27 protein-coding genes are annotated in these 25,963 nt (G+C 62.8%); 22 read left to right on the top strand and 5 right to left on the bottom strand.

The window, feature by feature from the left end:
- The first annotated feature begins 40 nt into the window (after positions 1 to 40).
- Positions 41 to 319, top strand: coding sequence for a hypothetical protein (locus GRI47_RS11105; RefSeq protein ID WP_160661457.1), 279 nt, complete (start codon positions 41 to 43; stop codon positions 317 to 319).
- 120 nt (positions 320 to 439) lie between these two features.
- Here the strand turns inward: GRI47_RS11105 and GRI47_RS11100 are convergent, their stop codons facing one another.
- The gene (locus GRI47_RS11100; protein ID WP_202387542.1) at positions 440 to 1,033 is read right to left on the bottom strand and encodes an HNH endonuclease; all 594 of its coding nucleotides are present in this window, start codon (positions 1,031 to 1,033) and stop codon (positions 440 to 442) included.
- 204 nt (positions 1,034 to 1,237) lie between these two features.
- Here GRI47_RS11100 and gluQRS point away from each other — a divergent pair, with 204 nt between their 5' ends.
- The 5 genes from gluQRS (at position 1,238) to GRI47_RS11075 (ending at position 4,304) form a co-directional block, all read left to right on the top strand.
- Complete coding sequence (gene gluQRS, locus GRI47_RS11095) at positions 1,238 to 2,077, top strand: tRNA glutamyl-Q(34) synthetase GluQRS (protein WP_160661455.1); 840 nt, start codon at positions 1,238 to 1,240, stop codon at positions 2,075 to 2,077.
- A gap of 9 nt (positions 2,078 to 2,086) precedes the next feature.
- The gene (locus GRI47_RS11090; protein WP_160661454.1) at positions 2,087 to 2,317 is read left to right on the top strand and encodes an HIG1 domain-containing protein; all 231 of its coding nucleotides are present in this window, start codon (positions 2,087 to 2,089) and stop codon (positions 2,315 to 2,317) included.
- Positions 2,318 to 2,335: 18 nt separating this feature from the next.
- Complete coding sequence (locus GRI47_RS11085) at positions 2,336 to 2,914, top strand: cob(I)yrinic acid a,c-diamide adenosyltransferase (RefSeq protein ID WP_160661453.1); 579 nt, start codon at positions 2,336 to 2,338, stop codon at positions 2,912 to 2,914.
- Between the two features lie 74 nt (positions 2,915 to 2,988).
- Positions 2,989 to 3,858, top strand: coding sequence for a 3-hydroxyacyl-CoA dehydrogenase NAD-binding domain-containing protein (locus GRI47_RS11080; protein ID WP_160661846.1), 870 nt, complete (start codon positions 2,989 to 2,991; stop codon positions 3,856 to 3,858).
- 65 nt (positions 3,859 to 3,923) lie between these two features.
- Positions 3,924 to 4,304, top strand: a complete 381-nt coding sequence (locus tag GRI47_RS11075) for a hypothetical protein (RefSeq protein ID WP_160661452.1) — start codon at positions 3,924 to 3,926, stop codon at positions 4,302 to 4,304.
- Here the strand turns inward: GRI47_RS11075 and mutS are convergent.
- Complete coding sequence (gene mutS, locus GRI47_RS11070; RefSeq protein WP_160661451.1) at positions 4,301 to 6,937, bottom strand: DNA mismatch repair protein MutS; 2,637 nt, start codon at positions 6,935 to 6,937, stop codon at positions 4,301 to 4,303. The genes GRI47_RS11075 and mutS overlap by 4 nt on opposite strands.
- A gap of 138 nt (positions 6,938 to 7,075) precedes the next feature.
- Between mutS and GRI47_RS11065 the strand changes: the two genes are divergently transcribed.
- Complete coding sequence (locus GRI47_RS11065; protein WP_160661450.1) at positions 7,076 to 9,337, top strand: NADP-dependent malic enzyme; 2,262 nt, start codon at positions 7,076 to 7,078, stop codon at positions 9,335 to 9,337.
- A gap of 3 nt (positions 9,338 to 9,340) precedes the next feature.
- Here the strand turns inward: GRI47_RS11065 and GRI47_RS11060 are convergent, their stop codons facing one another.
- Positions 9,341 to 10,009, bottom strand: coding sequence for an SDR family NAD(P)-dependent oxidoreductase (locus GRI47_RS11060; RefSeq protein ID WP_160661449.1), 669 nt, complete (start codon positions 10,007 to 10,009; stop codon positions 9,341 to 9,343).
- Between the two features lie 128 nt (positions 10,010 to 10,137).
- Here GRI47_RS11060 and GRI47_RS11055 point away from each other — a divergent pair, with 128 nt between their 5' ends.
- Positions 10,138 to 10,743 carry an outer membrane beta-barrel protein gene (locus GRI47_RS11055; RefSeq protein WP_160661448.1) on the top strand — a complete coding sequence of 202 codons (606 nt, stop codon included), beginning with the start codon at positions 10,138 to 10,140 and terminating at the stop codon, positions 10,741 to 10,743.
- Positions 10,744 to 10,954: 211 nt separating this feature from the next.
- Here the strand turns inward: GRI47_RS11055 and GRI47_RS11050 are convergent, their stop codons facing one another.
- Positions 10,955 to 12,205 carry a HipA domain-containing protein gene (locus GRI47_RS11050; protein ID WP_160661447.1) on the bottom strand — a complete coding sequence of 417 codons (1,251 nt, stop codon included), beginning with the start codon at positions 12,203 to 12,205 and terminating at the stop codon, positions 10,955 to 10,957.
- A gap of 6 nt (positions 12,206 to 12,211) precedes the next feature.
- A complete protein-coding gene (locus GRI47_RS11045) occupies positions 12,212 to 12,436 on the bottom strand; it encodes an XRE family transcriptional regulator (RefSeq protein WP_008601437.1) in 225 nt (74 codons plus the stop codon).
- Between the two features lie 504 nt (positions 12,437 to 12,940).
- Between GRI47_RS11045 and GRI47_RS11040 the strand changes: the two genes are divergently transcribed.
- The 14 genes from GRI47_RS11040 (at position 12,941) to GRI47_RS10980 (ending at position 25,891) form a co-directional block, all read left to right on the top strand.
- Positions 12,941 to 13,183, top strand: coding sequence for a hypothetical protein (locus GRI47_RS11040; RefSeq protein ID WP_160661446.1), 243 nt, complete (start codon positions 12,941 to 12,943; stop codon positions 13,181 to 13,183).
- Positions 13,184 to 13,398: 215 nt separating this feature from the next.
- Complete coding sequence (locus tag GRI47_RS11035) at positions 13,399 to 14,304, top strand: DUF7146 domain-containing protein (RefSeq protein WP_160661445.1); 906 nt, start codon at positions 13,399 to 13,401, stop codon at positions 14,302 to 14,304.
- A 75-nt stretch (positions 14,305 to 14,379) separates the two neighbouring features.
- The gene (locus tag GRI47_RS14825) at positions 14,380 to 14,802 is read left to right on the top strand and encodes a hypothetical protein (protein ID WP_202387588.1); all 423 of its coding nucleotides are present in this window, start codon (positions 14,380 to 14,382) and stop codon (positions 14,800 to 14,802) included.
- Between the two features lie 59 nt (positions 14,803 to 14,861).
- The gene (locus GRI47_RS11030; RefSeq protein WP_047822024.1) at positions 14,862 to 15,131 is read left to right on the top strand and encodes a type II toxin-antitoxin system Phd/YefM family antitoxin; all 270 of its coding nucleotides are present in this window, start codon (positions 14,862 to 14,864) and stop codon (positions 15,129 to 15,131) included.
- Positions 15,132 to 15,491: a type II toxin-antitoxin system RelE/ParE family toxin gene (locus GRI47_RS11025; RefSeq protein ID WP_160661444.1), complete on the top strand. Its 360-nt coding sequence runs from the start codon at positions 15,132 to 15,134 to the stop codon at positions 15,489 to 15,491.
- Positions 15,492 to 15,815: 324 nt separating this feature from the next.
- The gene (gene dmeF, locus GRI47_RS11020) at positions 15,816 to 16,769 is read left to right on the top strand and encodes a CDF family Co(II)/Ni(II) efflux transporter DmeF (RefSeq protein WP_160661443.1); all 954 of its coding nucleotides are present in this window, start codon (positions 15,816 to 15,818) and stop codon (positions 16,767 to 16,769) included.
- Positions 16,770 to 16,893: 124 nt separating this feature from the next.
- Positions 16,894 to 17,268 carry a hypothetical protein gene (locus GRI47_RS11015; protein WP_156843013.1) on the top strand — a complete coding sequence of 125 codons (375 nt, stop codon included), beginning with the start codon at positions 16,894 to 16,896 and terminating at the stop codon, positions 17,266 to 17,268.
- Positions 17,269 to 17,331: 63 nt separating this feature from the next.
- Positions 17,332 to 18,585 (top strand): TolC family protein, encoded by a 1,254-nt coding sequence (locus GRI47_RS11010; protein ID WP_156843014.1) that lies wholly within the window; start codon positions 17,332 to 17,334, stop codon positions 18,583 to 18,585.
- Between the two features lie 11 nt (positions 18,586 to 18,596).
- Entirely contained in the window at positions 18,597 to 19,745 is a 1,149-nt protein-coding gene (locus GRI47_RS11005; protein WP_156843015.1) for an efflux RND transporter periplasmic adaptor subunit, read from the top strand.
- Between the two features lie 43 nt (positions 19,746 to 19,788).
- Positions 19,789 to 23,052 (top strand): efflux RND transporter permease subunit, encoded by a 3,264-nt coding sequence (locus GRI47_RS11000; protein ID WP_156843026.1) that lies wholly within the window; start codon positions 19,789 to 19,791, stop codon positions 23,050 to 23,052.
- 22 nt (positions 23,053 to 23,074) lie between these two features.
- Positions 23,075 to 23,446 carry a SpoIIAA family protein gene (locus GRI47_RS10995; RefSeq protein WP_156843016.1) on the top strand — a complete coding sequence of 124 codons (372 nt, stop codon included), beginning with the start codon at positions 23,075 to 23,077 and terminating at the stop codon, positions 23,444 to 23,446.
- Positions 23,443 to 24,072, top strand: coding sequence for a cation efflux transmembrane domain-containing protein (locus GRI47_RS10990; protein ID WP_156843017.1), 630 nt, complete (start codon positions 23,443 to 23,445; stop codon positions 24,070 to 24,072). The genes GRI47_RS10995 and GRI47_RS10990 overlap by 4 nt, the downstream gene beginning before the upstream one ends.
- Positions 24,069 to 24,938, top strand: coding sequence for a hypothetical protein (locus GRI47_RS10985; protein ID WP_156843018.1), 870 nt, complete (start codon positions 24,069 to 24,071; stop codon positions 24,936 to 24,938). The genes GRI47_RS10990 and GRI47_RS10985 overlap by 4 nt, the downstream gene beginning before the upstream one ends.
- Positions 24,938 to 25,891 (top strand): cation diffusion facilitator family transporter, encoded by a 954-nt coding sequence (locus tag GRI47_RS10980; RefSeq protein WP_156843019.1) that lies wholly within the window; start codon positions 24,938 to 24,940, stop codon positions 25,889 to 25,891. Before GRI47_RS10985 ends, GRI47_RS10980 begins: the two co-directional genes overlap by 1 nt.
- Positions 25,892 to 25,963 lie beyond the last annotated feature (72 nt).

Here is a 25,963-nt window from a genome sequence, read left to right as displayed (position 1 = left end):
CGCCATCTGTCAGTATCGACAGGATTAAAGGGGAATTTTCATGAAGTTCAACAAAATCGCTCTCGTCGCTTCGGCTTTCGCGTTCGCAGCTCTCGGCGGTTGCGCCGAAAGCGAGCAGGAAGCGCAGGAAGACCTGGCCGAGCAGCAGTACGAAGCGCAGGAAGACGTGCTTGAAGAGCAGGCCGACCTCGCCGAAGCTCAGGGCAACGAAGCGCAGGAAGAAGCTCTCGACGCGCAGGCCGACGCCATGGGCGAAATGGGCGACCAGGCCGAAGACGCCGTGGAAGCCGGTGCGGACACCACCACCACCGCGCAGTAAGCCTTTCGGCCTGCCGATCCGGCAGGTTCAGGCAATCGGGCGGCGCCAGTCTTCGGACCGGCGCCGCCTTTGTTTTGAGAAAAGAGGGGAGCGATCCACCGCACCGGTTCGCAGCGCCCGCTACTCTTCCAGTTCGATGTCCCAATAAAGCCAGTCCCGCCACGTCTCGTGCAGGTAATTCGGCGGGAAGGCCTTGCCATGCTGCTGCAATTGCCAGTGGGTCGGCCGGATCGGCTCGGCATAAAGCTGCATCCCCGCCTGTTTCGGCGTGCGCCCGCCCTTCTTCATGTTGCAGGGCGCGCAGGCGGTGGCGATATTCTCCCAGCTGGTCTTGCCGCCCAAACGGCGCGGTAGGACATGGTCGAAGGTAAGGTTCGCCTGGCTGCCGCAGAACTGGCAGGCGAAGCGATCGCGCAGGAACAGGTTGAAGCGGGTGAAGGCGGGAAATTCCGACGGCTTCACATACTGTTTCAGCGCGATCACGCTGGGGATCTTCATATCGAGATTGGGCGAATGGACGCTGCGGTCGTAGCTTGCGATCACATCGACCCGGTCGAGGAAGATCGCCTTGATCGCGGTCTGCCACGGCCACAGGCTGAGAGGATAATAGGATAAAGGCGTGTAATCGGCGTTCAGGACCAGGCTGGGGCAGGATTGCAGGCTGCTCGCCGGATCGTCGCCGACACTGCGGAACCGCGCCGCCCGTTCGAGCAGGTCGGCCCTAAACACGGCCGCTCTCGAACTGGCCGCTTATGGATCGGCGGCTTTCACACTGGGTATCTGAAACGAACACGCGCTCCTCCCCGATGGATGTGAGAATGCACTCGCAGGAAAAAGCGTCAACCCTGTTACGGACAGCCTATCCACAGGCTTGTCCCCGCTTGGCGGGGCCGGGCCGGACAGCGTAGGAAGCGGGTCATGCCGGTCACGCGCTTCGCCCCTAGTCCGAACGGGATGCTCCATCTCGGACACGCCTTTTCCGCGATCACCGCTCACGATCTGGCGGGACAAGGCGGACGCTTCCTGTTGCGGATCGAGGATATCGACGGTGCCCGCTCGCGGCCCGAACTGGCGGATGCGTTCCGCGCCGATCTCGCATGGCTGGGCCTTTCGTGGGGGGAGGTCGCGCCCCAATCGGCGCGGCTGGCGAGCTATCAGGAGGCGGCGGACCGGTTGCGCGAGGAAGGATTGCTCTATCCCTGTTCGTGCACGCGCGCCGAGATCATGGCCGAAGCGATCGGCACGAGCGCAATGGGGCCGGTCTATGGCGGGCACTGTCGCTTGCACGGCCCGAAACCCTGCAGAGCCGTCTCGTGGCGGCTCGATGTCGAAAAGGCTCTGGAGCGGACCGGGCCGCTCACCTGGTTCGATGCCCGCGCGGGCGAGATCGCGGCGCGGCCCGAGACTCTCGGAGATGTGGTGCTGGTCAGGAAGGACGAGCCCGCCAGCTATCATCTGGCCGCAACGCTCGACGATGCGGCGGACGGCGTCACGCTGGTGACGCGCGGCATGGACCTGTTCGAAGCCACGCACATCCACCGCCTGCTCCAGGCCCTGCTCGACCTGCCCGTGCCGCGATGGGATCATCACCGTCTGCTGCTCGATGAAGATGGGCGCAAGCTTGCCAAACGGCGCGGCTCGCCCTCGCTCGCCGATCGGCGCGAGGCGGGCGGGAATGACAGGGAGGAGGGCCTGTTGCTTGCCGAACAACTGCGCTTGCACCGATTTCCGGCTGGCATTTCGCTCGGCAATCCCTAGATTTCAGGCATGACCACATTCCTGATCCTCCTGCTCGTCCTCCTCATGGGTCTCACCCTGTTCTCGCTGATCAGGGGCGTGGTGGCGTTCCTGAAGACGACCAAGATCGATCTTGAGACGGGGCAGGGCGAAACGGCGACCGATATGCAATTGTTGCAGAACAAGATGATGTTCAACCGCATCAAATATCAGGCGCTCGCGGTGGTCGTGGTGGTGATCCTGCTCGCCGCGACACGCTGATCGCGGCACCGCGATCCGATGGTCAAACTGAACAAGATCTACACCCGTACGGGTGACGACGGCACGACGGGTCTGGTCGACGGATCGCGCCGCCCCAAATCCAGCCCGCGCATGGCGGCGATCGGCGATGTCGACGAAGCGAACAGCGCGATCGGTCTCGCCGCCGCTGCGTTTGGCGAAGGTCGCGAGGCGGAGGCGCTGTTCCGGATCCAGAACGATCTGTTCGATCTCGGCGCCGATCTCGCCACGCCTGCGGGCGAGAGCGAGGATTTCGCGCCCTCCGAAATGGTCCTGCGCGTCGTAGCCGGGCAGGTCGCCTGGCTCGAAAGCGCGATCGACGATGCGACCGCGCAGCTGGAGCCGCTGACGAGCTTCATTCTTCCCGGCGGCAGCGAAGATGCGGCGCGGCTTCATCTGGCGCGCGCTATCGTGCGCCGGGCCGAACGCGCGGTGGTCGCCCTGGCGGACAGCGAGCCGGTCAATCCCCAGGCGCTGGCCTATATCAACCGGCTGTCGGACTATCTCTTCGTCGCCGCGCGGCTTGCCAATGAGCGGGGCCGGGCGGACGTGAAATGGGTGCCGGGCGCGAACCGCTAGGCGCCGCTGGCAATCCCCCCTGTCCTTCGCTAGTGCAGCGCGATTGTTGCAGTCGCGAGGATGAAGCAGGCATGATCGATACAGTCGCCGTGATCGGCGCGGGCCAGATGGGATCGGGCATCGCCCAGACCGTGGCCGCGCAGGGAATGAAGGTCCTGCTCGCCGATATCGACCTCGCCACGGCCGAGGCCGCACGCACCGGTATCGACAAGGCGCTCGGCAAACTGGTCGGTAAGGGCAAGCTGGAGATCGCGGACGCCGAGGCGACGCTCGCCCGGATCGAGGCGGTGGCCGATTACGCGCCGATGGAGCAGGCCGATCTGATCATCGAAGCCGCGACCGAGAAGGAAGCGGTCAAGAAGGCGATCTTCGAAAAGGCCGGCGAGCGGCTGGCCGCGGGCGCGATCATGGCATCGAACACCAGCTCGATCCCGATCACCCGCATGGGCAATTACGCGCCCGATCCGGCGCGCTTCATCGGGTTGCATTTCTTCAATCCGGTCCCGGTGATGAAGCTGATCGAAGTGATCCCCGGCCTCGCCACCGCCGAAACCACGACCGAGCGGACCTGCGCCTTCGCGCGCAATCTCGGCAAGGAAGTCGTTCTGAGCCAGGACGAACCCGGCTTCGTCGTCAATCGCATCCTGTTGCCGATGATCAACGAGGCGGTGTTCGTGCTCGGCCAGTCCACGGCGGGGATCGAGGATATCGACAAGGGCTGCCGGTTGGGGCTGAACCACCCGATGGGGCCGCTGCAACTGGCCGATTTCGTCGGGCTCGACACCTGTCTCGACATCATCCGCGTGCTTCACGACACGACCGGAGACACCAAGTATCGCCCGGCGCCGCTGCTGGTGAAATATGTCGAGGCCGGCTGGCTCGGCCGCAAGACCGGACGCGGCTTCTACGATTATTCGGGCGAGGAGCCGGTGCCGACGCGCTGATCGGCTGATCAGGCGGGAACAGGGCGCGCGCGCCGCTCGTTCATGCGGAAAGGAGATTTTCCGCGATGAGCGATACGAACAAGAAGCCCGACAATCCCCTGAACGTCGATGGTGTCGGCGAAAGCCAGGAAGCGCGTCAGGCCGATCTCGCGCCCGAAACCCATAATGACGAGCAGGACGATCACCGCGCGCAGGCGCAGGAGATTGCGCAGGACGCACAGGAGCAGACGCCCAAGACCGGCAGCCCGACCGAAAGCGTGAAGAGCGACAATTCTTCCGGCCTGATGGGCGATTCGACGCAGGATACCGTCGATCACATGCGCGACATGGAAAGCTCGGGCCGGGTCGATATGGGCGCCTATCGCGGCGAGCCCAATCACGACGACAATGTCGATAAATACGGCAAAGGGCACAAGCCCGACGGCCTGCGCGGCGACGGGACCTAATCGCCCTCGCGCTCGCTCTCTCTCTGGGCCTCCGCCTTGAGCGCGTAGAGTGCGTCGAGCGCGTCGCGCGGCGCCAGAGCATCGATATCCAGTTCGAGGAGCCTGTCCCGTAGCGCGTCGCGCTGCGGTTCGGGCTCTTCCTGCATGGCGGCGAAGAGCGGCAGATCGCCGAGGCCTGCCGCAAGCCCGCCAGTCTTCTCGCGCGCCTTCTCCAACCGATCGAGCACGGATTTCGCGCGCTTCAGAACCGGCGGCGGCACGCCCGCCAATCGGGCCACCGCGATCCCGTAGCTGCGATCGGCTGGCCCCTTCGCCAGTTCGTGCAGCAGCACCAGATCGCCCTTCCACTCGCGCGCGCGGACGTGGTGCAGGCTCAACGCATCGCAGCTTTCGGCGAGGCGGCTGAGTTCGTGATAATGCGTCGCGAACAGGCAGCGGCATTGCAGCGTCTCGTGCACCGCCTCCACCACCGCCCAGGCCAGCGCCATCCCGTCATAGGTCGACGTGCCGCGTCCGACCTCGTCGAGGATCACGAAACTGCGCGTCGTCGCCTGGGCGAGAATGGCGGCGGTCTCGACCATTTCGACCATGAAGGTTGAGCGCCCGCGCGCCAGATTGTCCGACGCGCCGACGCGGCTGAACAGCCGGTCCGCGATCCCGATCCGGGCCGCTTGCGCGGGCACGAAGCTGCCCGCCTGCGCCAAAAGGAGGATCAGAGCGTTCTGCCGAAGGAAGGTCGATTTACCGCCCATGTTCGGTCCGCCGATCAGCCACAAGCGATCCTCGGGGCCGAGCGTGCAATCATTGGCGACGAAGCGATCCCCGCTCTTCGCCAGCGCTGCCTCCACCACCGGATGGCGCCCACCGGTAATGTCGAGGCAGCGTTCGTCGAGGATCTCGGGCCGCGCCCAGCCGCCTTCCGCCGCGCGTTCGGCGAGGGCCGCGCTGACATCCACGCGGGCGAGCGCCGCCGCCGTCGCCGCAATGGCCTCGCGCGCCGCGACGACCTCCTCGACCAGAGTCTCGAAATGCGCGTCCTCCGCGGCGAGAGCGTGCGCGCCCGCCTCGGCGATGCGCGTCGCTTCTTCGTGGAGGCCGAGCGAATTGAACCGCACCGCGCCCGCCATGGTCTGACGGTGCGTGAAGCCGCTATCCGCCGCCATCAATTTGTCGCCATGCTTGGCGGGGACCTCGATGAAATAGCCCAGCACCTTGTTGTGCTTGATCTTGAGCGTGGGCGTGCCGGTCTCGTCGCGGTATTTCGCTTCGAGCGCGGCGATGGCACGGCGCGCATTGCCGCTGGTTTCGCGCAGGGCGTCGAGAGCGTGATCGTATCCGCTGGCGATGAAGCCGCCCTGGCCGCGCTCGGTTGGCGGGGCGGGGACGAGGGCGCGTTCGAGATGATCGGTCAACGCACCGTGGCCGCCGAGCCGCTCGGCCTGATCCGCGAGCAGGGCCGCGAGATCGGCGCTGCTCCGCAACAGGTCGCGCACGCGCCGTGCTTCGGCCAACCCGTCGCGGATCTGGCCGAGATCGCGAGGGCTCCCGCGCCCCGCCACCAGCCGCCCGAGCGCGCGTCCGATATCGGGCGCCCCGCGCAGGAGCGCGCGCAGATCGGCGCGCAGCAGGGGATCGTCGTGCAAATGGCGCACGGCCAGCAGGCGCGCTTCGATCGCGGCTCGCTCGGCGAGCGGGGCGGACAGGTCTTCGGCCAGCTGGCGCGATCCCGCCCCGGTCGAACAGCGATCGACACAGGCGATGAGGCTGCCCGCGCGCGCGCCGTTCTGCGCTTCGAGAATCTCGAGGCTGGTCCGCGTCGCCGCATCCATCGCCAGTTGCGCCGCGCCCGAGCGCGCGACGGGGGGAAGCAGCAGCGGCAGATTGCCGCGCCCGGCATGGTCGAGATAGGCGATCAGACCGGCGGCGGCAGCCAGCATGGGACGCGAGAAATCGCCCATCGCGTCGAGCGTGGCGACCTTGTGCAGCGCTTTCAGCCGCGCTTCGCCCTCTTCGCTGCGGAATTCCGTACGGTCGCGCCGGGTCGCATCGGACGGCGCCGCCTCCCAGTCCTCGGGCGCCACCACCTCGCGCGCGCCCAGCCGCGCCAGAGCGGCTTCGACCGCTTCCGGCGCGCAGTCTTCCAGCACCATCCGACCCGTCGAGATGTCGCAGGCGGCGATCCCCACCGCCTCGCGCAAGGGGGCCAACGCAACCAGAACATTGGCGCTGCGCGGATCGAGCAGCGCTTCCTCGGTCAGCGTGCCCGCCGTGACGAAACGGACGATGTCGCGCGCGACCAGCGCCTTGGAGGATGGCGTCCCTTCGCGCTTGGCGCGCGCCTTGGCCTCGTCGGGCGTTTCGACCTGTTCGGCGATCGCCACCTGCTCACCCGCCTTGATAAGCCGGGCCAGATACCCTTCCGCCGCATGGACCGGCACCCCGCACATCGGCACGGGCTCGCCCCCGCTTTCGCCCCGGCTGGTCAGCGCGATGTCGAGGATCGCGGCGGCGCGGCGCGCATCGTCGAAGAACAATTCGAAGAAGTCGCCCATGCGATAGAACAGCAGCGCGCCTTCGGCCTGGCGCTTTAGCGCATGATATTGCTGCATCATCGGAGTGTCGCTGCTGGCCATGCCCGCGCTCGTGCCAAGCCCTGACCGATTCGGGAAGCGGTGCCCGGAGGCTTTCCCCGCGCTTTCCCAGCGCTTCCCCTAGTGCTTCCCCGCTTGCGCGGTTAGGGCAACCGAAGATTTGCAGATTCAGGAGCCCTCATGGCGGACGAAAAACAAGCCGGTTTCACTGCGCGCGAAGCGCTGTTCTACCACGAGACGATCCGCCCCGGTAAGATCGAGATCGTCGCGTCGAAACCGATGGCGACGCAGCGTGATCTTTCGCTCGCCTATTCGCCCGGCGTCGCCGCTCCGGTGGAGGAGATCGCCAAGGACCCCGCCAACGCCGCGAAATACACCGCCCGCTCGAACCTCGTGGCGGTGATTTCGAACGGGACCGCCATTCTCGGCCTCGGCAATCTGGGCGCGCTCGCCTCGAAGCCGGTGATGGAAGGCAAGGCGGTCCTCTTCAAACGCTTCGCCGACGTCGATTCGATCGACCTCGAACTCGATACCGAAGATCCCGACAAGTTCATCGAGGCGGTCGCGTTGATGGAGCCGAGCTTCGGCGGCATCAACCTCGAAGACATCGCCGCGCCCGAATGCTTCATCATCGAACAGGCGCTGCGCGAACGGATGAACATCCCCGTCATGCATGACGACCAGCACGGCACCGCGATTATCGCGGCGGCGGGGTTGATCAACGCGTGTGAGGTGACGGGCCGCAGGCTCGAAGACTGCAAGATGGTGGTGAACGGCGCCGGTGCCAGCGCGCTTGCCTGCACGGCGCTGGTCAAAGCGATGGGGATCAAGCACGAGAACGTGATCGTGTGCGACCGCACCGGCCCGATCTATCCCGGCCGCGCCGACGTGGACCAGTGGAAGAGCGCCCATGCGGTCGAGACCGAGGCGCGTAGCCTCGAAGAAGCGCTCGACGGGGCGGATATCTTCCTCGGCCTGTCTGCCGCGGGCGCGCTGAAGCCCGAATGGGTCGCCAAGATGGCGGACAAGCCGATCATCTTCGCCATGGCCAATCCCACCCCCGAGATCATGCCCGAAGAGGCCAAGGCCGTGCGCCCCGATGCGATCATCGCCACGGGCCGCTCGGACTATCCCAACCAGGTCAACAATGTCCTCGGCTTCCCCTTCATCTTCCGCGGCGCGCTCGATGTGCGGGCCACCGCGATCAACGAGGAGATGAAGATCGCCGCCGCGCAGGCGATCGCCAAGCTGGCGCGCGAGCGCGTGCCCGAAGAGGTCGCCGCCGCCTATGGCGTGACGCACCAGTTCGGCACCGATTACATCATCCCCGCCCCCTTCGATCCGCGCCTGATCGAGGTCGTGTCGAGCGCGGTCGCCAAGGCGGCGATGGATAGCGGAGTGGCGCTGGACCGGATCGAGGATTGGGACGAATACCGGATGAGCCTCAAGGCCCGGCTCAATCCGACGACCGCTGCGCTCACCAATATCTACGAGCTGGCCCGCAAGCAGCCGCGCCGGATGGTCTTCGCCGAAGCGGAGGAGGAGGTGGTGCTGCGCGCCGCGATCCAGTTCCGCGATTTCGGCTATGGGACCCCGATCCTGGTCGGCCGCACCGAAAAGGTGCGCGAGAAGCTGGTCGAGCTGGCGGTGGACGATCCCGACGACTGGATCATCGAGAATTCCAAGCTCTCGGACAAGGTCCCCGCCATGGTGGACTATCTCTACAAGCGCCTGCAGCGGCGCGGCTATACCGAGCGCGATGTCGGCCGCATGGTCAATCAGGAGCGCAACGTCTTCGCCGCGCTGCTCGTCGCATTGGGCCATGGCGACGGGATGATCTCGGGTCTCACGCGCACCTTCGCCCAGACCGCGCGCGAGATCGGGCGCGTGCTCGATGCCAAGCCCGGCGCGATCCCCTTCGGCATCCATATGATGATCGGCAAGAACCACACGACCTTCATGGCCGACACCACGATTAACGAGCGCCCCACGGCGGAGGAGCTGGCCTATATCGCCCGCGAAACGGCGCAGGTCGCGAAGAGGATGGGCCACGAGCCGCGCGTCGCCTTCCTGTCCTATTCGACCTTCGGGAATCCGAGCGGCCAGTGGCTGGAGAATATCCGCAATGCGGTCGCGCTCTTGGACGCGGAGAATCCCGGCTTCGAATATGAAGGCGAGATGGCGCCCGACGCCGCGCTCAATCCCAAGGTGATGGCGCTCTATCCGTTCAGCCGCCTGTCGGGTCCGGCGAATGTGCTCATCATGCCGGGGCTCCAATCCGCCAATCTGAGCGCCAAGCTGCTGCGCGAACTGGGTGGGGACGCGACTATCGGGCCGATGATGATCGGGATGGAAAAGCCGGTCCAGATCGCGCCGATGACTGCGATCGCGCCCGACGTCCTGACGCTCGCCGTCCTGGCGAGCGCCGGGGTCGTGGGGTAAACATTAGAACGGCAAGTCTTCGCCCTTGTAGTCGACATAGCGGTAGCCTGCGCCGCCGCTGTTCTCGACCACATCGGCGAGGCCGCTGACGCTTTCATGGACCGTCAGCTTGGCGTTGTCGCCGCCCATGTCGGTCTGCACCCAGCCGGGATGCAGGGAAAGGACGGCGATGTCGCGCTCCTTGGCGTGCTGTTCGGCGATACCCTTGGCGAGCATGTTCTGCGCGGTCTTGCTGGTGCGATAGAGGTCGTAGCCGCCCGAACTGTCCTCGATCGATCCCATCAGCGAGGACATGAAGGCAAGCGATCCGCCATCCTTTATCGTCGGCAGCAATTCGCGCCCCGCGCGCGCCGGACCGAAGGCATTGGTCATCATCACATGCGCGACCTCGTCCGACGTCGCGCGGGCGGCGTCCTGATGCTTGGCGCCGGTGATCCCGGCATTGACGATGATCGCGTCGACCGAGCTATCGGAAAGGCCGAGATCGGCATAGCTCTCGGGCTCGGTCACATCGGCGGTTACGATGCGCAAATTCTCGCCTTCGAGCGCGTGGAGATCGTCGCTCCGGTCGCGCTCGCTGGCGACGACCTTCCAGCCGCGTTCGAGAAATTCGCGCGCGAGGCCGAGGCCGATGCCGCGCGAGGCGCCGAGGATGAGGACGGTCTTGGACATGAATGATCTTCCCTTTAGCTGTGCCCGAAAAGCGCTGGAAAGCCGCGAGCGTTCCGCCGGTTCATCGCTTCGCAACCGTAGGAAGGCCAAGGCGCGCCCGACACGGGATCGATTACGAAAGGACGATTATGAAACTCCCCCTGATTCTCGCTCTATCCGCCACGGGCCTGGTCGTGGCCTCACCAGCCGCTGCCCAGAACGTGGCACCCGGCGGCCTCTATGTCGGCGCGCTTGCGGGCTACGAAGGCCTCGATGTGGATGCGCAGGACGGTTCGGCGAGCGCCAGCGCCGATTCGGCTGTCTATGGCGTTTCGGCGGGGTACGACCTGTCGCTCGGAGGCGGCTTCGTGGGTGTCGAGGGCGAGGTTTCGACCAGCGACGGTTCGACCGATTTCCCCTCCAATTTCAACTCGGCACGCGACGGGCTGGAAGCGAACGGCCAGTATTACATCGGCGCGCGGGCCGGTTTCGCGCTGACGCCCGGCATCGCGGCATACGGCAAGGTCGGCTACACCGCGCTCGACACAAAGGCCTTCACCAGCGCCGGTTCGCTGGACGAGTTGGAAGAGAATGCAGGTGGCATACGCTTTGGCGGCGGGGTGCAGGTGCAATTGCCCGGCCCCCTCGAAGCGCGCGTCGAATATCGCCGTTCGCGCTACGAGGATGTGGTGGACAGCCAGTTCGGCGATCTGACCACAGATCAGGTCGTGGCGGGGATCGGCCTCCGGTTCTGACGATAGCGGGGCGGTCCGCCATGGGCCGCCCCGTCATTTCCGGCGGAAGCGGAAATACCAGACCTTAGTGGTCATACTATCGTATGACCCTGATATATAATCATTAATCAGCATTTTTTGATGCCCATTTTCTCGGCTAGCAATCACCGGGTAATCACCATGCCAAATTTGATAAGCACGCACCCCCATGGACGGACTTCTGCGTTTGCGATCATGACGCGGGTGCTGCCAATCGGAAGCAGGTTGCGAAACGCTTGCGATCAGCCGCGCTTATCCCTGCTTCTGTGAATAGGTGTTCCCACCGTGTCGCTACGATTCTCCTCATGTCTTCGGCGATTGCGTTCGCGTCATCATGGCTGAGGTCGAAGACCGCGGCACCGGCGAGAGCATTCTCGATCGTTGCAGCGCGGCCTTCCGGCCCGACGCCGAGGACGAGCCGGCGCTCCAGTCCCAGCTGCGGCTTCGGCACTACATCGTAAAGCGGCGAAAGCCGCCATCCCTCACCATCGAACAAGAAGCCATGATTACGCAGGTGATCATCATCATTGGTGACGAGGATATTGAGCAACATACGACGAAATAGCTCGTGTAGATCCTGAAGTACTTTGGTTCCGAATTGCCGGATCGCTCCTGCGAGATCGGCATAGCTGAAGCTGCTGACCTCGCTCTCATGCGCCCCGAGCATTGTGAGCCCCGAAGCAAAGGGCCTGCGTTCCAGCCAGTTGCCGTGAGGAATCCGATCGAACCGCTCGATCAGATAGATGTCGCGATCAAGGACACAGCGGAAGTCGAGTGGCGGCACATCGAGACCACATTCGCTGGCAAGCCGCATTGTCGCCAGTTCGACCCGGCATTCGGGGAAGCTGTCTCCCCGCTTCTGAAATTTCGCGATCCAGGGTTTGTCGCCGATTTTTGTAGCAGCCTTCGGCCGGGCGCCGCCCAGAGATGACCCGGCGGCTAGCAACGCCCTCAAGTTCTCGTCGAGTTCGTCGACATGCTGCGCTCGTTCGGCGGCTTCTGCTAGCTCTGCGAGCGTGAACTCTTCGCCCGGAGCAGGGCCGTCCCCCCATGGTGTAATTCTCTCAGGCTGGGCGGACGTCGGCCCAAAGGCGAGCGCACCCACGCGATGTTCGCCCGAGGCCAGAATGAGATCGATTTCGCTCGGCAAGCGATCGCCCATCGCCTTGTACATTAGGTATTGGCCCCAGCCGTCAGGAGCAGCATCCCGAATGCCACCGAACACGGCAAAGCCTTCTTCCGTCCTGAATGTTCGAGAAGTTCCAGCTTCGTGCAACGGCAGAGCTACAGGATCGACCGCAATACGGTCAGGGCGTTCCAGATAACGCCGCCCGTAAGCGAAGGTAGCAAACTGGTTGCGCGGTTCGTCGGTCATCGTGAGAAGGCCTGCCGGAACAGGCCCCTCCTCAAGATGCACGAAGACATAGGTGCGGATGGTCGTCACGGCTTGCTAGAAATCCAGATCATCGTCGCTGACAGCGTGGGTCTTCTGGGGCAGGCGGGACAAATCCTCGCTGATGCCAGCCCGGTCACTGTCTGGGGTTACCAGCTCGGCAAGGCGCTGTGTCATCCCCAGGACATGCAGGGCGCTCGCCAGAACCGCGAGGCCCACGGTAGGATCTCCCGCTTCGAGGCGTTGCAGCGTTTGAACCGAGACGATCATGCGCTCGGCCATTAAACGCTGAGGAAGTTTTCTCCGGCGGCGAGCAAGGGCGATATCCTTACCTAGCCGTGTAATCGCACGTTGGCTCTGGGGCGGTAGTCCGCTAGCAGCTCGAGACGAACGGGGCATGGTCCGATATATGACATATCATGCGAAATTCCGCAAATAGAAATGATATGTCATGTTTTTGTGCTCTTTCGCTTGAAGCAGATTTACCGAAGGAAGATGCTTCACCGCCTCCTGCACGAGGCTTACAATGACCATGACTGAGTGGAGAGGCGCTGGTGAGCGGTCGCTAGGCCGCGGCTTGACCATCGTACTTCAAAAGTCGCTGTGCAGTTGCGCGAATTGTCTCAGCGACTATATCGCAAACGTCACGCATGTCGGCACAAGCCGACAGCTTCGGAAGAATTCCGAGGTCCCGTCCTCCAGTTGGAGGTTAACCGGCGGACCCTGCAGAGGGTTCGCCGAATTTCGTTCGAACGCTCTCGCAGGTCCAACCCGATGGAGCATCGAATGCATTATTCAGACGAGGAAATCGAACGCGCGAAGACATTATTCGCTCGTGAAAATGATCAACCCGGCCATAGCAGAATGGCGGTTGCCGCGATGGCGGGAATGAGCAAGCCCGGCAAAATCAGCCATATCACTCATCGACGGACTTGGCGGGACTACCTTTCGAAGGCACGACGCGATTTGCAAAAGGAAAGATCGGACTGGAATTTTCGATTAGGTAACGTGTCGCATGATCTAAACTGACCAGGTCGTGGGGCAGCAATAAGGATCAATGGCGCTAGTGAGAAGTCACTACGAATAATCGGTAGACCTCGCGGGTGAGCGGCGATGTCGATGTGACGCTCAAATCGACGGGCTCGCAGTGCAGACGTGAATCCCCTCCGACCTGTTCTTACAACACAGAAGGGCTGGAGGGGAGGAGGGCCTTTGTGAGCGAGCCGAAAGGATCGCGATGTGCCATGTCCCACCGATATTCCACCAAGATAAGCTCTTTGGAAGAAGCCGCCCGCCGCATCTGTGAAAACCGGGGCGGCAAATGGTCCGGCACAAAAGGCATGGCCTGCTGCCCTGCGCATGACGACCGTACGCCGTCACTCGGTGTGTCGCTCGGCCAAAAAGCGATCCTTTTCCATTGTTTTGCGGGATGTGATCAGCAGAGCGTGCTGGCTGCTCTGGTGAGTGAAGGTGTACCGGCGTCAGCCTGGTTCTCGGGAGGTGCAATCGAGCCCACGATGGACACTGGTCCTGCAGCGAAGCCTTCGGCCGCTGCCTTGCGCATCTGGCGCGACGCACAGCCGTTACGCGCGAGTCCAGCAAAGTCCTACCTCGAGAGCCGCGGCATCCTCGCAGCATCTCCGGCGCTCCGCTTCCATCCACGAACGCCTCTTGGTCCGAAGGGACGCACCCGTTTTTTGCCGGCCATGATTGCGGCGGTCAGCCTCGACGTGGGGCCGATCGCCATCCATCGCACGTTCCTTTCGGGCAATGCCAAGGCCGATTTCGACAAACCGAAGCGCGCGCTCGGCGCGCTCGGCGAAGCAGCTGTCCGCCTCTTCGCTCCGGCCTCCGGCAAGCTTGGCCTTGCCGAGGGGGTCGAGAGCGCGATGTCGGCCTATGCTCTCACCGGCATTCCCGTCTGGGCGACCTTGGGCAATGAGCGCTTCGGCCTCGTCAGCGTACCCGAGAGCGTGACCGAGCTTCACCTTTTCGTCGATCACGATGCTGGCGGCGAGCTGGCTGCGTCGCGTGCCCTGGCCGCTTATGCCCGCGATGCGCGGACGATCCACGTTCGCAAGCCGTCGTCACGCGACACAGACTGGAACGATGAACTGACAGCATGGCTGCGCCGCAAGGCGGCGCGGTAGAGGAGAGTGGGCTTCTCGAATTCCTGATCCGGCAGAGGGCGTGTCCCGATGCCCTCATCAGGAGGACGAATTGCCATGTTTCAATCAGATCTGTTTCCCGCCGGCGAGCAGATGCCGGCAGTGCCCCTGGCCCACGCCATTGGGGCCAGGATTGCCGCGCTTCTTGCGTCGGGGCGTCATCTCACCCGTACCGACATTTCCAGCCTGTTTGCCGAAGAGACCGGTGCACAAGATTGGGGATCTACGATGCCTATGCCGATGCCTGGGCGATCATTCACCGCAACCTCGAAGCCGCGCTCGAAGCAACCCGAGTGGTCGACGAGGACAGCGGCGATAGGCGGCGAACAGCGCCTTGAACTGACCGGGTTCTCGCCCGATCGCCTCGACTGGTACAAGAACAAGGGCTGCTTCACCGAGATCATCCGCTACCGCACGCGGCTGTTCGTCCCGGTGTCGAGGGCAGGCCAGATACTCCCAGGCATCGCAATCGGGCATTGAGCTTTGCAATTGCCAAGTCGTGGACTATATAAAGACCAAATTCAGTCCCAAGGTGTTCTATGAAGCTGGACCAGCGCATCAAACCGATCAGCTATCTGAAGGCCCACAGCGCCGAAATTATCCGGGAGATTGGAGATGGCGGCGGGCCACTGGTCATCACGCAGAATGGCGAAGCCAAGGCAGTTCTGCAGGATGTCGCCAGCTACGAGCGCGCACAGGAAACGCTCGCTCTGCTAAAACTTCTGGCGCTCGGACAGGCCGATGTTGCCGCTGGTCGGACCCGCCCGGTGGCAGGCCTTGCGGAGCGCGTACGGGGTAAGTCAAACTGAATGATGACGGCCGCGTTAGCGATCAAGATCACCTCCGGTGCGGAGCGTGATCTTGCGGGTATCTGGCAGCGTCGCGTGGCGCAGCGCGGGCCGGATGGCGACGATGGTGCGGACGCACTGCTGGATGACCTCGTCGCGTCTATCGAGTCCCTTTCCGACAATCCTCAGAAAGGACCGGTTCCACCGGAACTTGAGGCTCTCGGGATCACCGAATTCCGGCAATTGTCGCGCTCTCCCTTCCGCATCATCTACGGATATCAGCCCGAGCCAGCACCCGGTCAGGTGACTGTGTTCGTAATTGCTGATGCGCGTCGGGATTTTCGGACGCTTCTCGAAGAGCGCTTGCTCGGCAGCGGATAGATAGAGTCTCCGCTCAACAGGTCAGGGTCCGAATGAAACTGAGCGCTGCCTCCGATTGCGCTTAAGTTTCCCCTTCTCTCCTCCCCTTTCCGGGCAATGGCGTGACTGAACGGCTAGTGATCGACGCCAAGACGCGCCGGATCACTGTGGTCGATCGCAGGACCGTGACGTCCGGATCCAAGACTAAGGGATAATAGTCTGTTGGTCGCTGCAACATGTCTACCATCGGTTGGCTGCGGCGACCATCTCAGACAATTGTCATCGATTGCCTTTTCGGTTGGAGAGGGGATTTCTTGGGAAGGCATCTCGGGTTATCAGCCCCGCATGCACCACGCCGACTCCAATCCGCTCGCCCATGATCACAACTTCCTGAGCGCCTCGCACGACGCCCATGACCGGAGCACGCGTTATGTCGTTGCCTTGACCGCCGCGATGATGGTGGTCGAGATCGTCGCTGGCCTGTGGACCGGATCGATGGCGCTTCTAGCCGATGGTATCCACATGGCGACCCATGCAGGTGCCTTGGGCGTCGCGGCCTTCGCCTACTGGTTTGCCAGGCGCCATGCGAACAACCCGCGTTTCACATTCGGTACCGGCAAGGTGGGCGACCTCGCCGGCTTCGCGAGCGCGCTTGTCCTCGCCATCTTCGCAATCGGGATCGCGGTTGAATCGGCTCAAAGGTTCGTCAGCCCGCTCACGATTGCCTATACCGAGGCGATCTGGATCGCCGTGCTCGGCCTTGTGGTGAACCTCGCGAGTGCCTGGCTGCTTGGTGCCGATCATCACCATGGGCATGATCACGACCATCATCATCACCACCACCATGCGCATGCCGATAACAATCTGCGCTCCGCCTATTTCCACGTGCTTGCCGATGCCCTGACCTCGGTCCTGGCTATCGTGGCCCTTCTCGCCGGCATGTACCTCGGCTGGGCATGGATGGACGCGGCAATGGGGCTGGTGGGTGCATTCGTGATCGGGCGCTGGTCATGGTCACTGCTGCGCGATACCGCTGCCGTGCTTGTGGACGCCGAAGCGGCCTCTCAACGGTACACAGAGGTGCGCGAGGCGCTCGAGGACCGGGACGCCGCGATCGGCGATCTGCACATCTGGCGGATCGGCCCTGGCAAGTATGCGGTCATCGCCTCGCTCATCGCCGGTGATCCGCTCGCGCCCGACCATTATGCGAGCCGACTTTCAGAGCATGCGGAATATGTGCACGTCACGATCGAAGTGCATCGCTGTGAGCATCCCCATCCCGAGCTTCGCGCAGCCTGATCGTCCCGTTCTTGCAAGGCCGAAACAGTATTCGAGGACTGTTATACTGTAACAAACGACTTATACTTCATTGTATTACGGAGCTTGCAATCTTGATCCGGTTTGCTAGGAGCCGTCGGAATCCATGACCACAAGCTATCGTCGCCTTGTCCTGCATCCTTTTGTCGTCCTGCTCATGCTGGTCGCGATGGTGTTCGTGACCGCGGCGGATGCTGCTGCTTGCGGCGCCGAAGTGGCGCCCGGAAGCACGCCCGTTCTGGCTTCGCTCGACAGCGCGTCCGCGTCATCCGCAGCTACCGACGAAGTTCCGGGTGATTCGGATGCGCCGACCGAGCAACACGGCATGTGTGGGCACGGCCATTGTCATCATGGGGCAAGCTTTGCCAGCACCGTGCAGAAGGATTCGGTCCCTCATTTGGTTGTGGTTCCCGATGCGCCTCCCTCCGAGGCGCTCGCTTCCGACATTACCGACCGACTGAAGCGCCCTCCTCGCGCCTGACGACCGTCACCGCGCTGCATGCCGCAGCGCAGTTCGGATTGTCAGCAGAGGAATTTTCGGAAAATGTTAGCCATTCATTGGCGAGGAGTCCTCCTTGGAGGGCTGTTCCTCGCCGCTCATGCCACGACCGTGGCGGCGCAGGAGCGTGAGCTTCTGACGCTCGAAGACGCGCTGAGCCGCTCAGGTGTCACGGGCGAAGTCGATGAAATCTCCGCGAACCCGCGTATGGTGGGACCGCGCGCCGAAGCGGATGCCGCTCGCTCGCTCGTCGGACAGGCGCGTCTCCGACCGAACCCCGAAGTTTCGTTCGAGGTCGAGAATATCGCCGGAAGCGGCGCTTTTTCCGGACTGCGGGCTACCGAATACACGCTTGCGGTGGGGCAGCGCCTTGAACTTGGCAACAAGCGGGGGACCCGGGTCGAAGCTGCCCGGGCGCAAGCACAGCTTGCAAACCTTCGCGCCGACCTGTCCGATGTCGAACTCGGCTACCTCGTCCGCGAGCGATATGTCGCAGCGGCGGCCGCTGCATCGCGCGTGGAACTGGCCCGCGATGTGGTCGAACGGAACGAAGAGCTCGCTCGCATTGCAGGACTGCTGGTCGAAGTAGGCCGTGAGCCACCTTTGCGCGCCTTGCGTGCAGAGGCGGCTCTGGCAGAGGCGCGCGCCGAATTGCAAGCGTCTCAAGCGGCCAGTCTCGCGGCGCGCACTGCTCTCGCGTCTCTCTGGGGCGTTCAGGACGTGCCCCCTGTAGTCCCGGCGGACTTTCCGGACATCCGGCCACCTGGAGTTGCACTGGCTGCGGCGAGAGGGCTCCAGTTGCGGGTGGCGCGCGCCGAAAGCAGGGCTGCTGCGGCAGATATTGATCGTGAGCGCAGCTTGCGCGTTCCCGATCCGGTCGTCTCGGCCGGTGTGCGCCGTTTCGAAGAAAGCAACGACAACGCATTCCTTGTAGGCGTCTCGATCCCGCTTCCGTTCAGCAATCGCAATCAGGGCAATATCGCGGCTGCAGAAGCGAGGCTTCGCGCCGCAAATGCACGCGAGGCCGTGGCACTGGCGGATTTTGAACAATCGGTAACCCGGGCGCGGGCGCAGTATCTCGCTGCTGAGGCGCGCGTCGAAACGCTTTCCCGGACATCGCTGCCCCAGGCCGAAGAGGCGCTGCGGCTTGTCCGCATCGGCTACCGCAACGGCCGCTTTCCGTTGATCGAGGTGTTGAGCGCTGCCGAAGCGCGCGATGCAATTCGTGAAGCCCTGATCGCTGCCCAGCAGGACCGGGGGCAGGCTGCTGCTGAATTGATCCGGCTGGCCGCACAATGAGGAATATTCAAATGAACCGCAAGAAACTGGCGATCATCGCCGGAATCGTCATTTTCGCTACAGCTTTGCTTCTGATGCTTTGGCCTGACAGTGAAGTCGATACCGGTGGCGTCGAAGAAGCAGCCGAAACAGAATTGCCGGAGGGCCTCGTTCTGATCGGCGAAGAACAGATTCGGGCTGCCGAAATTGTAATCGGTACAGTACGTTATGGTGCATCCGTCGACCTGGTATTTCCGGCCACGGTAGCCGCTAGTCCGACCGCAAGTGCGCGTATCGATGCGCGCGCATCGGGTGTGGTACGCACTGTGGGCAAGACGCTTGGTGATTATGTCCGCCAGGGCGAGACTGTTGCACGGATTGAAAGCGCCGATGCTGCTGCGCTCGCCTCGCAGCTCAGTGCAGCTCGTGCTCGCGTGACCGAACTGTCGTCGGCATTTGATCGTGAACATCGCCTTTTCGAGGCGAATGTTACCGCACGGCAGGATCTGGAAGCCGCGCGCGCCAATCTCGATGTCGCCCGTTCCGAATTGAACCGGGCCCAGGCCGCGGTCAGCGCTGCCGGGGTAAGCGGTGACGGTCGCTCGCTCGCCGTCACCAGTCCCCTATCCGGACGCGTGACGGCTGCGCCAATCGTACTTGGCTCCTTCGTCGATGCCGGCGAGGAACTGTATCAGGTCGTCAATCCGAACGGTCTCCAGGTCGAAGTCGCGCTACCGTCGGAAGATGCCTCGCGCATCCAGCCCGGCGATGAGGCAGCACTGATTGTTGGCGATGGTCGCGAGATCGGCGCGCGCGTACGCTCTGTCACGCCTTCGCTCGATCCTGAAAGCCGAAGCGCGACAGCTGTCCTCAGCATCTCGCGCGCTGTTCCAGGTCTTCAGCCTGGCTCGTTCCTTCAGGCTCGCATCCGCCCTTCGGGAGAAGTGGATCAGACCCTTATCGCGGTTCCTGAAGATGCCGTGCAGGTGCTTGAGGGCCGCGATGTGGTGTTCGTCCGGACTCGCCGCGGGTTTCAGGCGCGCGAGGTGGAAACGGGCAGCCGATCCGCCGGGATGGTGACGATCCTGTCCGGCCTCGAAACGGGTCAGCGTATCGCGACCGCCAATGCCTTCCTGCTGAAAGCCGAGCTCGAAAAGGAGGGCGCAGAACATGGCCATTGATCAAACGTCGTCCCATTCGGACGAGAATAGCCATCACCATGGCCTGATCGGGATGATCCTCGATGTTGCCGTGCGATTCCGCTGGGCGATTATCGTCCTCACCATTTTCGCGGCAATCTATGGCGCATTCAATCTGTTGCGCCTGCCGATCGACGCGGTGCCGGATATCACCAACACACAGGTGCAGATCAATACCAGCGCGGCTGCGCTTTCGCCTTCTCAGGTGGAGACGCAGGTGACCTTTCCAATCGAAACCGGGCTTGCCGGGATCGAGGGATTGGAGATGACCCGATCGATTTCGCGCAACGGCTTCAGCCAGGTCACCGCCATCTTCGAGGAAGGCACCGACATCTACTTTGCTCGCCAACAGGTGAACGAACGTCTCGCGCCGATCGGCGCCTCGCTGCCTGAAGGGGCGGAGCCGACCATGGGGCCAATTTCCACCGGGCTTGGCGAAGTGCTCATGTATACAATCGAATACGAGCATCCCGGCGGCAAGGGAGCGACCACAGGCGGCCGGACTGGGTGGCAGAGAGATGGCAGCTTCATAACCGAGCGCGGCGACCGGCTGGAAAGCGAGGTCGCCAAGGCTGCCTATCTGCGTACTGTGCAGGACTGGGTCGTGGCACCCCTCATGCGTTCGATCGACGGCGTGGCCGGGGTCGATTCAATCGGCGGTTTCGAGAAGCAATTCCTCGTTCAGCCCGATCCGGCACGGCTTACAGGCTACGGCCTGTCTTTCGACTCCCTGATCAATGCGCTCGAGGCCGCCAATCTCGCGGCGGGCGCCAATTTCGTGGACCGGGCCGATGAAGCCCTGCTCGTTCGCGTCGATGCGCGACTGGGCGGAATCGCCGATATCGAGGAGGCTGTCGTCGCGACGCGCGAGGGTGTGCCCATCCGCATCGGCGATGTAGCGAATGTCGAAATCGGGGGCGATCTGCGCACGGGGGCTGCTTCGCTGAATGGCGACGAAGCGGTCGTCGGCACTGTGTTGATGCGCAGCGGTGAGAACAGCCGCACCGTATCGGCTCAGGCGGCAGACCGACTGGAAGAGGTGCGCGCATCGCTACCCGACGGCGTGGTGGCAGAAATTGTCTATAACCGCTCTTCGCTTGTCGATGCGACGATCGCCACGGTCGAAAAAAACCTGGTCGAGGGCGCCTTGCTGGTTATCGCGGTGCTGTTCCTCCTGCTCGGCAATATCCGGGCCGCCATTATCGCGGCCCTGGTCATCCCGATCTCGATGCTGATGGCGGCCATCGGCATGAACAGGCTGGGCGTCTCGGGCAATTTGATGAGCCTCGGCGCGCTCGACTTCGGCCTGATCGTCGATGGCGCGGTGATCATCGTCGAGAACAGTGTCGCGCGGCTTGCCACGCGCCAGCATCGCGAAGGCCGGCTGCTCAGCCTGGGCGAACGCCTTACCGAGACGCGGCTTGCCGCGCAGGAGATGATCAAGCCGACGGTCTACGGACAGGCAATCATTTTGCTGGTCTATGCGCCGCTGCTCACCTTCACCGGGGTCGAGGGCAAGACGTTTTCGCCAATGGCGATTACGGTCATGCTCGCGCTGGCTTCGGCCTTTGTGCTGTCACTCACCTTCGTGCCCGCGATGATTGCGGTCCTGCTTAACAAGAAGCTGACCGAGAAGGAGGTGAAACCGATCCGTATGGCAAAGGATCGCTACGGTCCCGCTATTCGCAAGACCATTGCGCGTCCTTGGCCGGTTATCGGTGCTGGTGCTGGCCTGTTTGCTGTCGCGGCAATAATGTTCGGCTTTCTTGGCAGTGAGTTCACTCCCCAGCTCGACGAGCGCGACATAGCGGTGCAATCGCTTCGGATTCCTTCGACCTCACTCGAACGATCCTTGGCGATGCAGCGGCGGGTCGAAGACAGGCTCGAGGAGTTTCCGCAGGTCGAGCTGGTCTTCTCGCGAACCGGTACGGCAGAAGTCGCCAGCGATCCCATGCCGCCCAACGCATCGGATGCCTATGTCATTCTGAAACCGCGTGAGGAGTGGCCAGACCCGGATTTGCCAAAGGATGAACTCGTTGGCGAGATGGAGAGTGCACTTGGCGGTCTTGTCGGGAACCTGTACGAGTTCAGTCAGCCTATCGAACTACGTTTCAACGAACTGATCGCAGGCGTACGCGGCGATGTGGCGGTCAAGCTGTACGGCGACGATCTCACCGCACTGACCGAAGCGGCGGGCGACGTTGCAGGCGTACTTCGCGGTGTCGAGGGTGCGGCCGATGTAAAGGTGCAGCAGGTGACGGGCTTTCCGACGCTCGACATCGCTTTCGATCGTCCCACCATCGCGCGGTACGGTCTCACGGTCGAGGACGTGGCGCAATCCGTTGCCATCGCCCTTGGCGGCCGACCGGCGGGCCTGGTGTTCGAAGGCGACCGCCGCTTCGATGTCGTCGTACGCTTGGCAGACGCAACGCGCGACGATTTCGACCAGCTAGGAGCCCTGCCGATCGTCCTCGAAAACGGCGTCACGGTTCCGCTGCGAACGCTGGCCGATTTTGAGGTCGTCGATGGTCTCGCCGAAGTCCGGCGCGAACAGGGTCGCCGGCTCGTCATCGTTTCCGCCAACGTCCGCGAACGCGATCTCGGTTCCTTTGTCGAAGAAGCGCAGGAAGGTGTTTCGGCCCAGGTCGATCTGCCCCCTGCCTCCTTCATCGAGTGGGGCGGGCAGTATCAGAACCTGCAGGAAGCGCAGGCTCGGCTCGCGATCGTGGTGCCCATCTGCTTCGCCGTTGTCCTGCTCCTGCTGTACATGGCGCTTGGTGGATGGGTTCCGGCCCTGGCGGTGTTCAGCGCCATCCCGATGGCCTTGGCGGGCGGTGTGTTTGCCCTCGTGTTGAGAGGCATGCCCTTCTCGGTATCGGCGGCGGTCGGCTTTATTGCCCTGTCGGGTGTGGCTGTGCTCAACGGTCTCGTCATGATGACCGCGATCCGGCAGCGTCTTGAAAGTGGTATGCCACTTGATGACGCGATCGCAGATGGCGCGCTCGCGCGCCTGCGACCGGTGTTGATGACCGCGCTGGTGGCCTCACTCGGCTTTGTACCCATGGCTCTTGCAACCGGAACAGGGGCCGAAGTGCAGCGTCCTTTGGCTACGGTCGTCATTGGCGGCCTGATCACTGCGACCGCACTCACGCTGTTCGTCCTTCCCGCGATCGCGCGGCTCGTACTGCACAGTTCCGACGACGAGCGAAGCTGGCGCGAGAAGTGGTGGGACCGTCTGCGTCGCAATGTGACGAGCGATGAAGAGCGCGAACTGAAGGACATCGCATGACCGATCGGGAAAGGAGAATACGGTGCTGGCACTGAAGGAAGAGAACGGACTGCTCTGGATACGCGCCGGAGGCAGGCTGGAGGATGAAGACTATAACCGCTTTGTTCCCCAATTCGAACGTATCGCGGAGCGCGAGGCCGGCACCGTCCCGATGGTAATCGAGCTCGCGCCTGATTTTTCGGGCTGGGACCTCGGAGGTCTCTGGCGCGATCTCAAGTTCGACGTCCGGCATAAGGATTGTTTCGGCCGGATCGCCATAATCGGTGACAGCAAATGGGAAGAGTGGGGCACGGAGATGTCATCGTCGCTCTTCCGCGCCGAAATGAAGTTCTTCCAACCATCACAGCGTAGTCATGCCGAAAGCTGGGTACGAACCGGGGAGGACGCAGCATGAGTGGCGGTCATGAGGTCGATGTCGGGTCGCCTGAAAAGCGCAAGACCCTGTGGGTTGTCCTGTGGCTTAACGTGGCCATCGCGATCGGCTTTTTCGCGGTCGGGTATTTTGCCGATTCCAACGCGCTGTTGGCAAACGGCCTCGATAATTCATCGGATGCAATCGTCTATGCGCTCAGCCTGCTTGCGCTAACCCGCTCGCGGACCTGGAAGCGCGGAGCCGCGCGCTTCTCCGGCATCATGCTGCTGATCTTCTCTGCTGGGGTCATTTTCGATGCTTACCGTCGGTTCGTGGAAGGTTCCGATCCGGGCGGCATGCTGATGATGGCGATGGCGTTCGTCGCGGGATTGGTGAATCTCTACTGCCTGCGCCTGTTGCAGAAGATGGAGAACAAGGACGTCAATATGCGGGCGGCGACAACGTTCAGCTTCAACGACTTCATCTCCAATGGCGGGATCATCATCGCCGGCATCGTTGTGCTGATTACCGGTGCCAACTGGCCCGATCTGGTGGTCGGAATAGCGGTCGCCTGCATAGCGCTCTACGGCGGAGTGCAGATCCTGCGCGATACGCATATGGATGTGCATGAGGAGGCGGGGACCGTCCACGGCGAGAAAAGGAATTGACGCTATTCGATACTTTGTTTGCCGCGCAGGACCTTTCGCGGGTCCTTGTCCTGGCGATGCTAGCAGGCATCGGGGTCATGATTGGCGGCAAATTGGCGAAAGGCAATTGGAACTTCCTGCATCCGCTCCTGCCAGGCGGCGTTTCGGGTGCCTTTACAGCCCTTGCCGTCTTGCTAACTCTTCCGCTGGGACAATCCCCTCTCACCCGCTGGGCACTCACTGGTTTGATGCTGGCGGGCGGGCTGCTACTTCTGCTTTTCAGCGAGCTTGGCCGATACGCAAGACTCAGACGGGGTGATGACGGACCCGAGCGATGTTTCGATAGGCCAACCCTGGTTCGTCGCATCTCGGTGTCGATTGCGTTCGAAATCCTGCCTTACAGCGTTCTCTTGGGTGCTGCCGCTGCGGCATCCGCGACGACAGCAGTGGCGGTGTCTGCAGCGCTTGTTTTTGCGAACCTGGAAATAGGACGCCAGGCGATCGATGAATACCGATCCGCCCAAGTGAGCAGGATGGACCAGCTTGCGCTACTTGTCCTCTTTTCCCTGCTTTTCATCGGCATCGCTCTCTTGACCTTTTGGGCGCTGCACGGATTCACCGACAGCGGGCGAGGTTGGCTAGCGGCTATTATCCCGGGCTTTCTTATAGTTGCATCGGCGCGCGCGCTGCTTCGCATGGGAACCGGATCGGTCGCCGCCAATCACATGACGCTCCCGGCATTTGTCGGAGGATTCGCCCTGCTCGGCCTCGCGATCTCGGCGCTTGGAGAACTGTCGCGCGAACTCGATGTTTCGAACAGCACGTTCCAGCATTCCCCCGCGCAGTCCGTTACGACGACCAAGAGAAGAGAAAAAGGAGGCAGGTAATGGCACAATCCGGCGGTCATGCCGGGCACAGTCACGGCGAAGAGAACATGAGCGACGGCCGCCTTGTATTGGCCGTCGCCCTCAACGTCCTGCTGACTGTTGCCCAGATCATCGGGGGGATATTGTCGGGTTCGCTCGCACTGATCGCCGATGCGCTGCACAACTTCAGCGACGCGGCATCGCTTGGACTGGCTCTGTTTGCGAGGCGGATCGGGCGCCGGCCAGCCGACAAGCTTATGACCTTCGGCTATGCTCGTGCGGAAGTCGTGGCAGCTCTCATCAATCTGACGACTTTGCTTATCATCGGCTTCTATCTGCTCGTCGAGGCGATCAACCGTTTCGCAGACCCTCAACCCGTTGAGGGGTGGACCGTAATCTGGGTCGCCGGGATAGCGTTGGTGATCGACGTGGTTACGGCGGTGATGGTCTACGCCAGCTCGAAAAACTCCCTCAACATGAAAGCCGCCTTTCTGCACAATGTGTCCGATGCGCTGGCTTCGGTCGGTGTGATCGTGGCTGGCGTACTCATTCTGCGATACGAACTTTATATCGCCGATCTGATCATCACCGTGGTCATTGCTGCCTATGTGATCTGGCAAGGCGTCACTTTGTTGCCTCGCACGGTGCGGCTCTTGATGGGTGCGGTGCCGGACGAAAGCGAGTTCGATCGCATTGTGTGCGACCTGCGTGACACAGAAGGCGTGGCCGACGTCCATCACGTCCATATCTGGAGCATCAGCGAGCATTATCGCGCGCTTGAGGCGCATATCGTTCCTGCCGAATCTTCGTTGCAGGCTTTCGAGGATGTGAAGGCGCGGGCTCGCGGTATGCTCGAGACGCAGCACGCCATCGCCCATGCAACGTTCGAAGCCTGTCTCGCTGCGGACTGTGATCCGGACATGATCCCGGACCATCAGGTCGAGAAGAACCATCACCATGACCACGACCATTGACAAGCGCGGCGATCGGGTCGGTCGCTGTGGGCAAGCAGCTTGGTAGCGCACGGCATGAACCGCCCTGCAACT

Origin of the sequence: Qipengyuania pelagi (assembly GCF_009827295.1) — a bacterium.
GTDB lineage: Bacteria > Pseudomonadota > Alphaproteobacteria > Sphingomonadales > Sphingomonadaceae > Qipengyuania > Qipengyuania pelagi.
The sequence above is the reverse complement of the archived record's forward strand: the minus strand, read 5'-3'. Positions and strand labels throughout refer to the sequence as shown.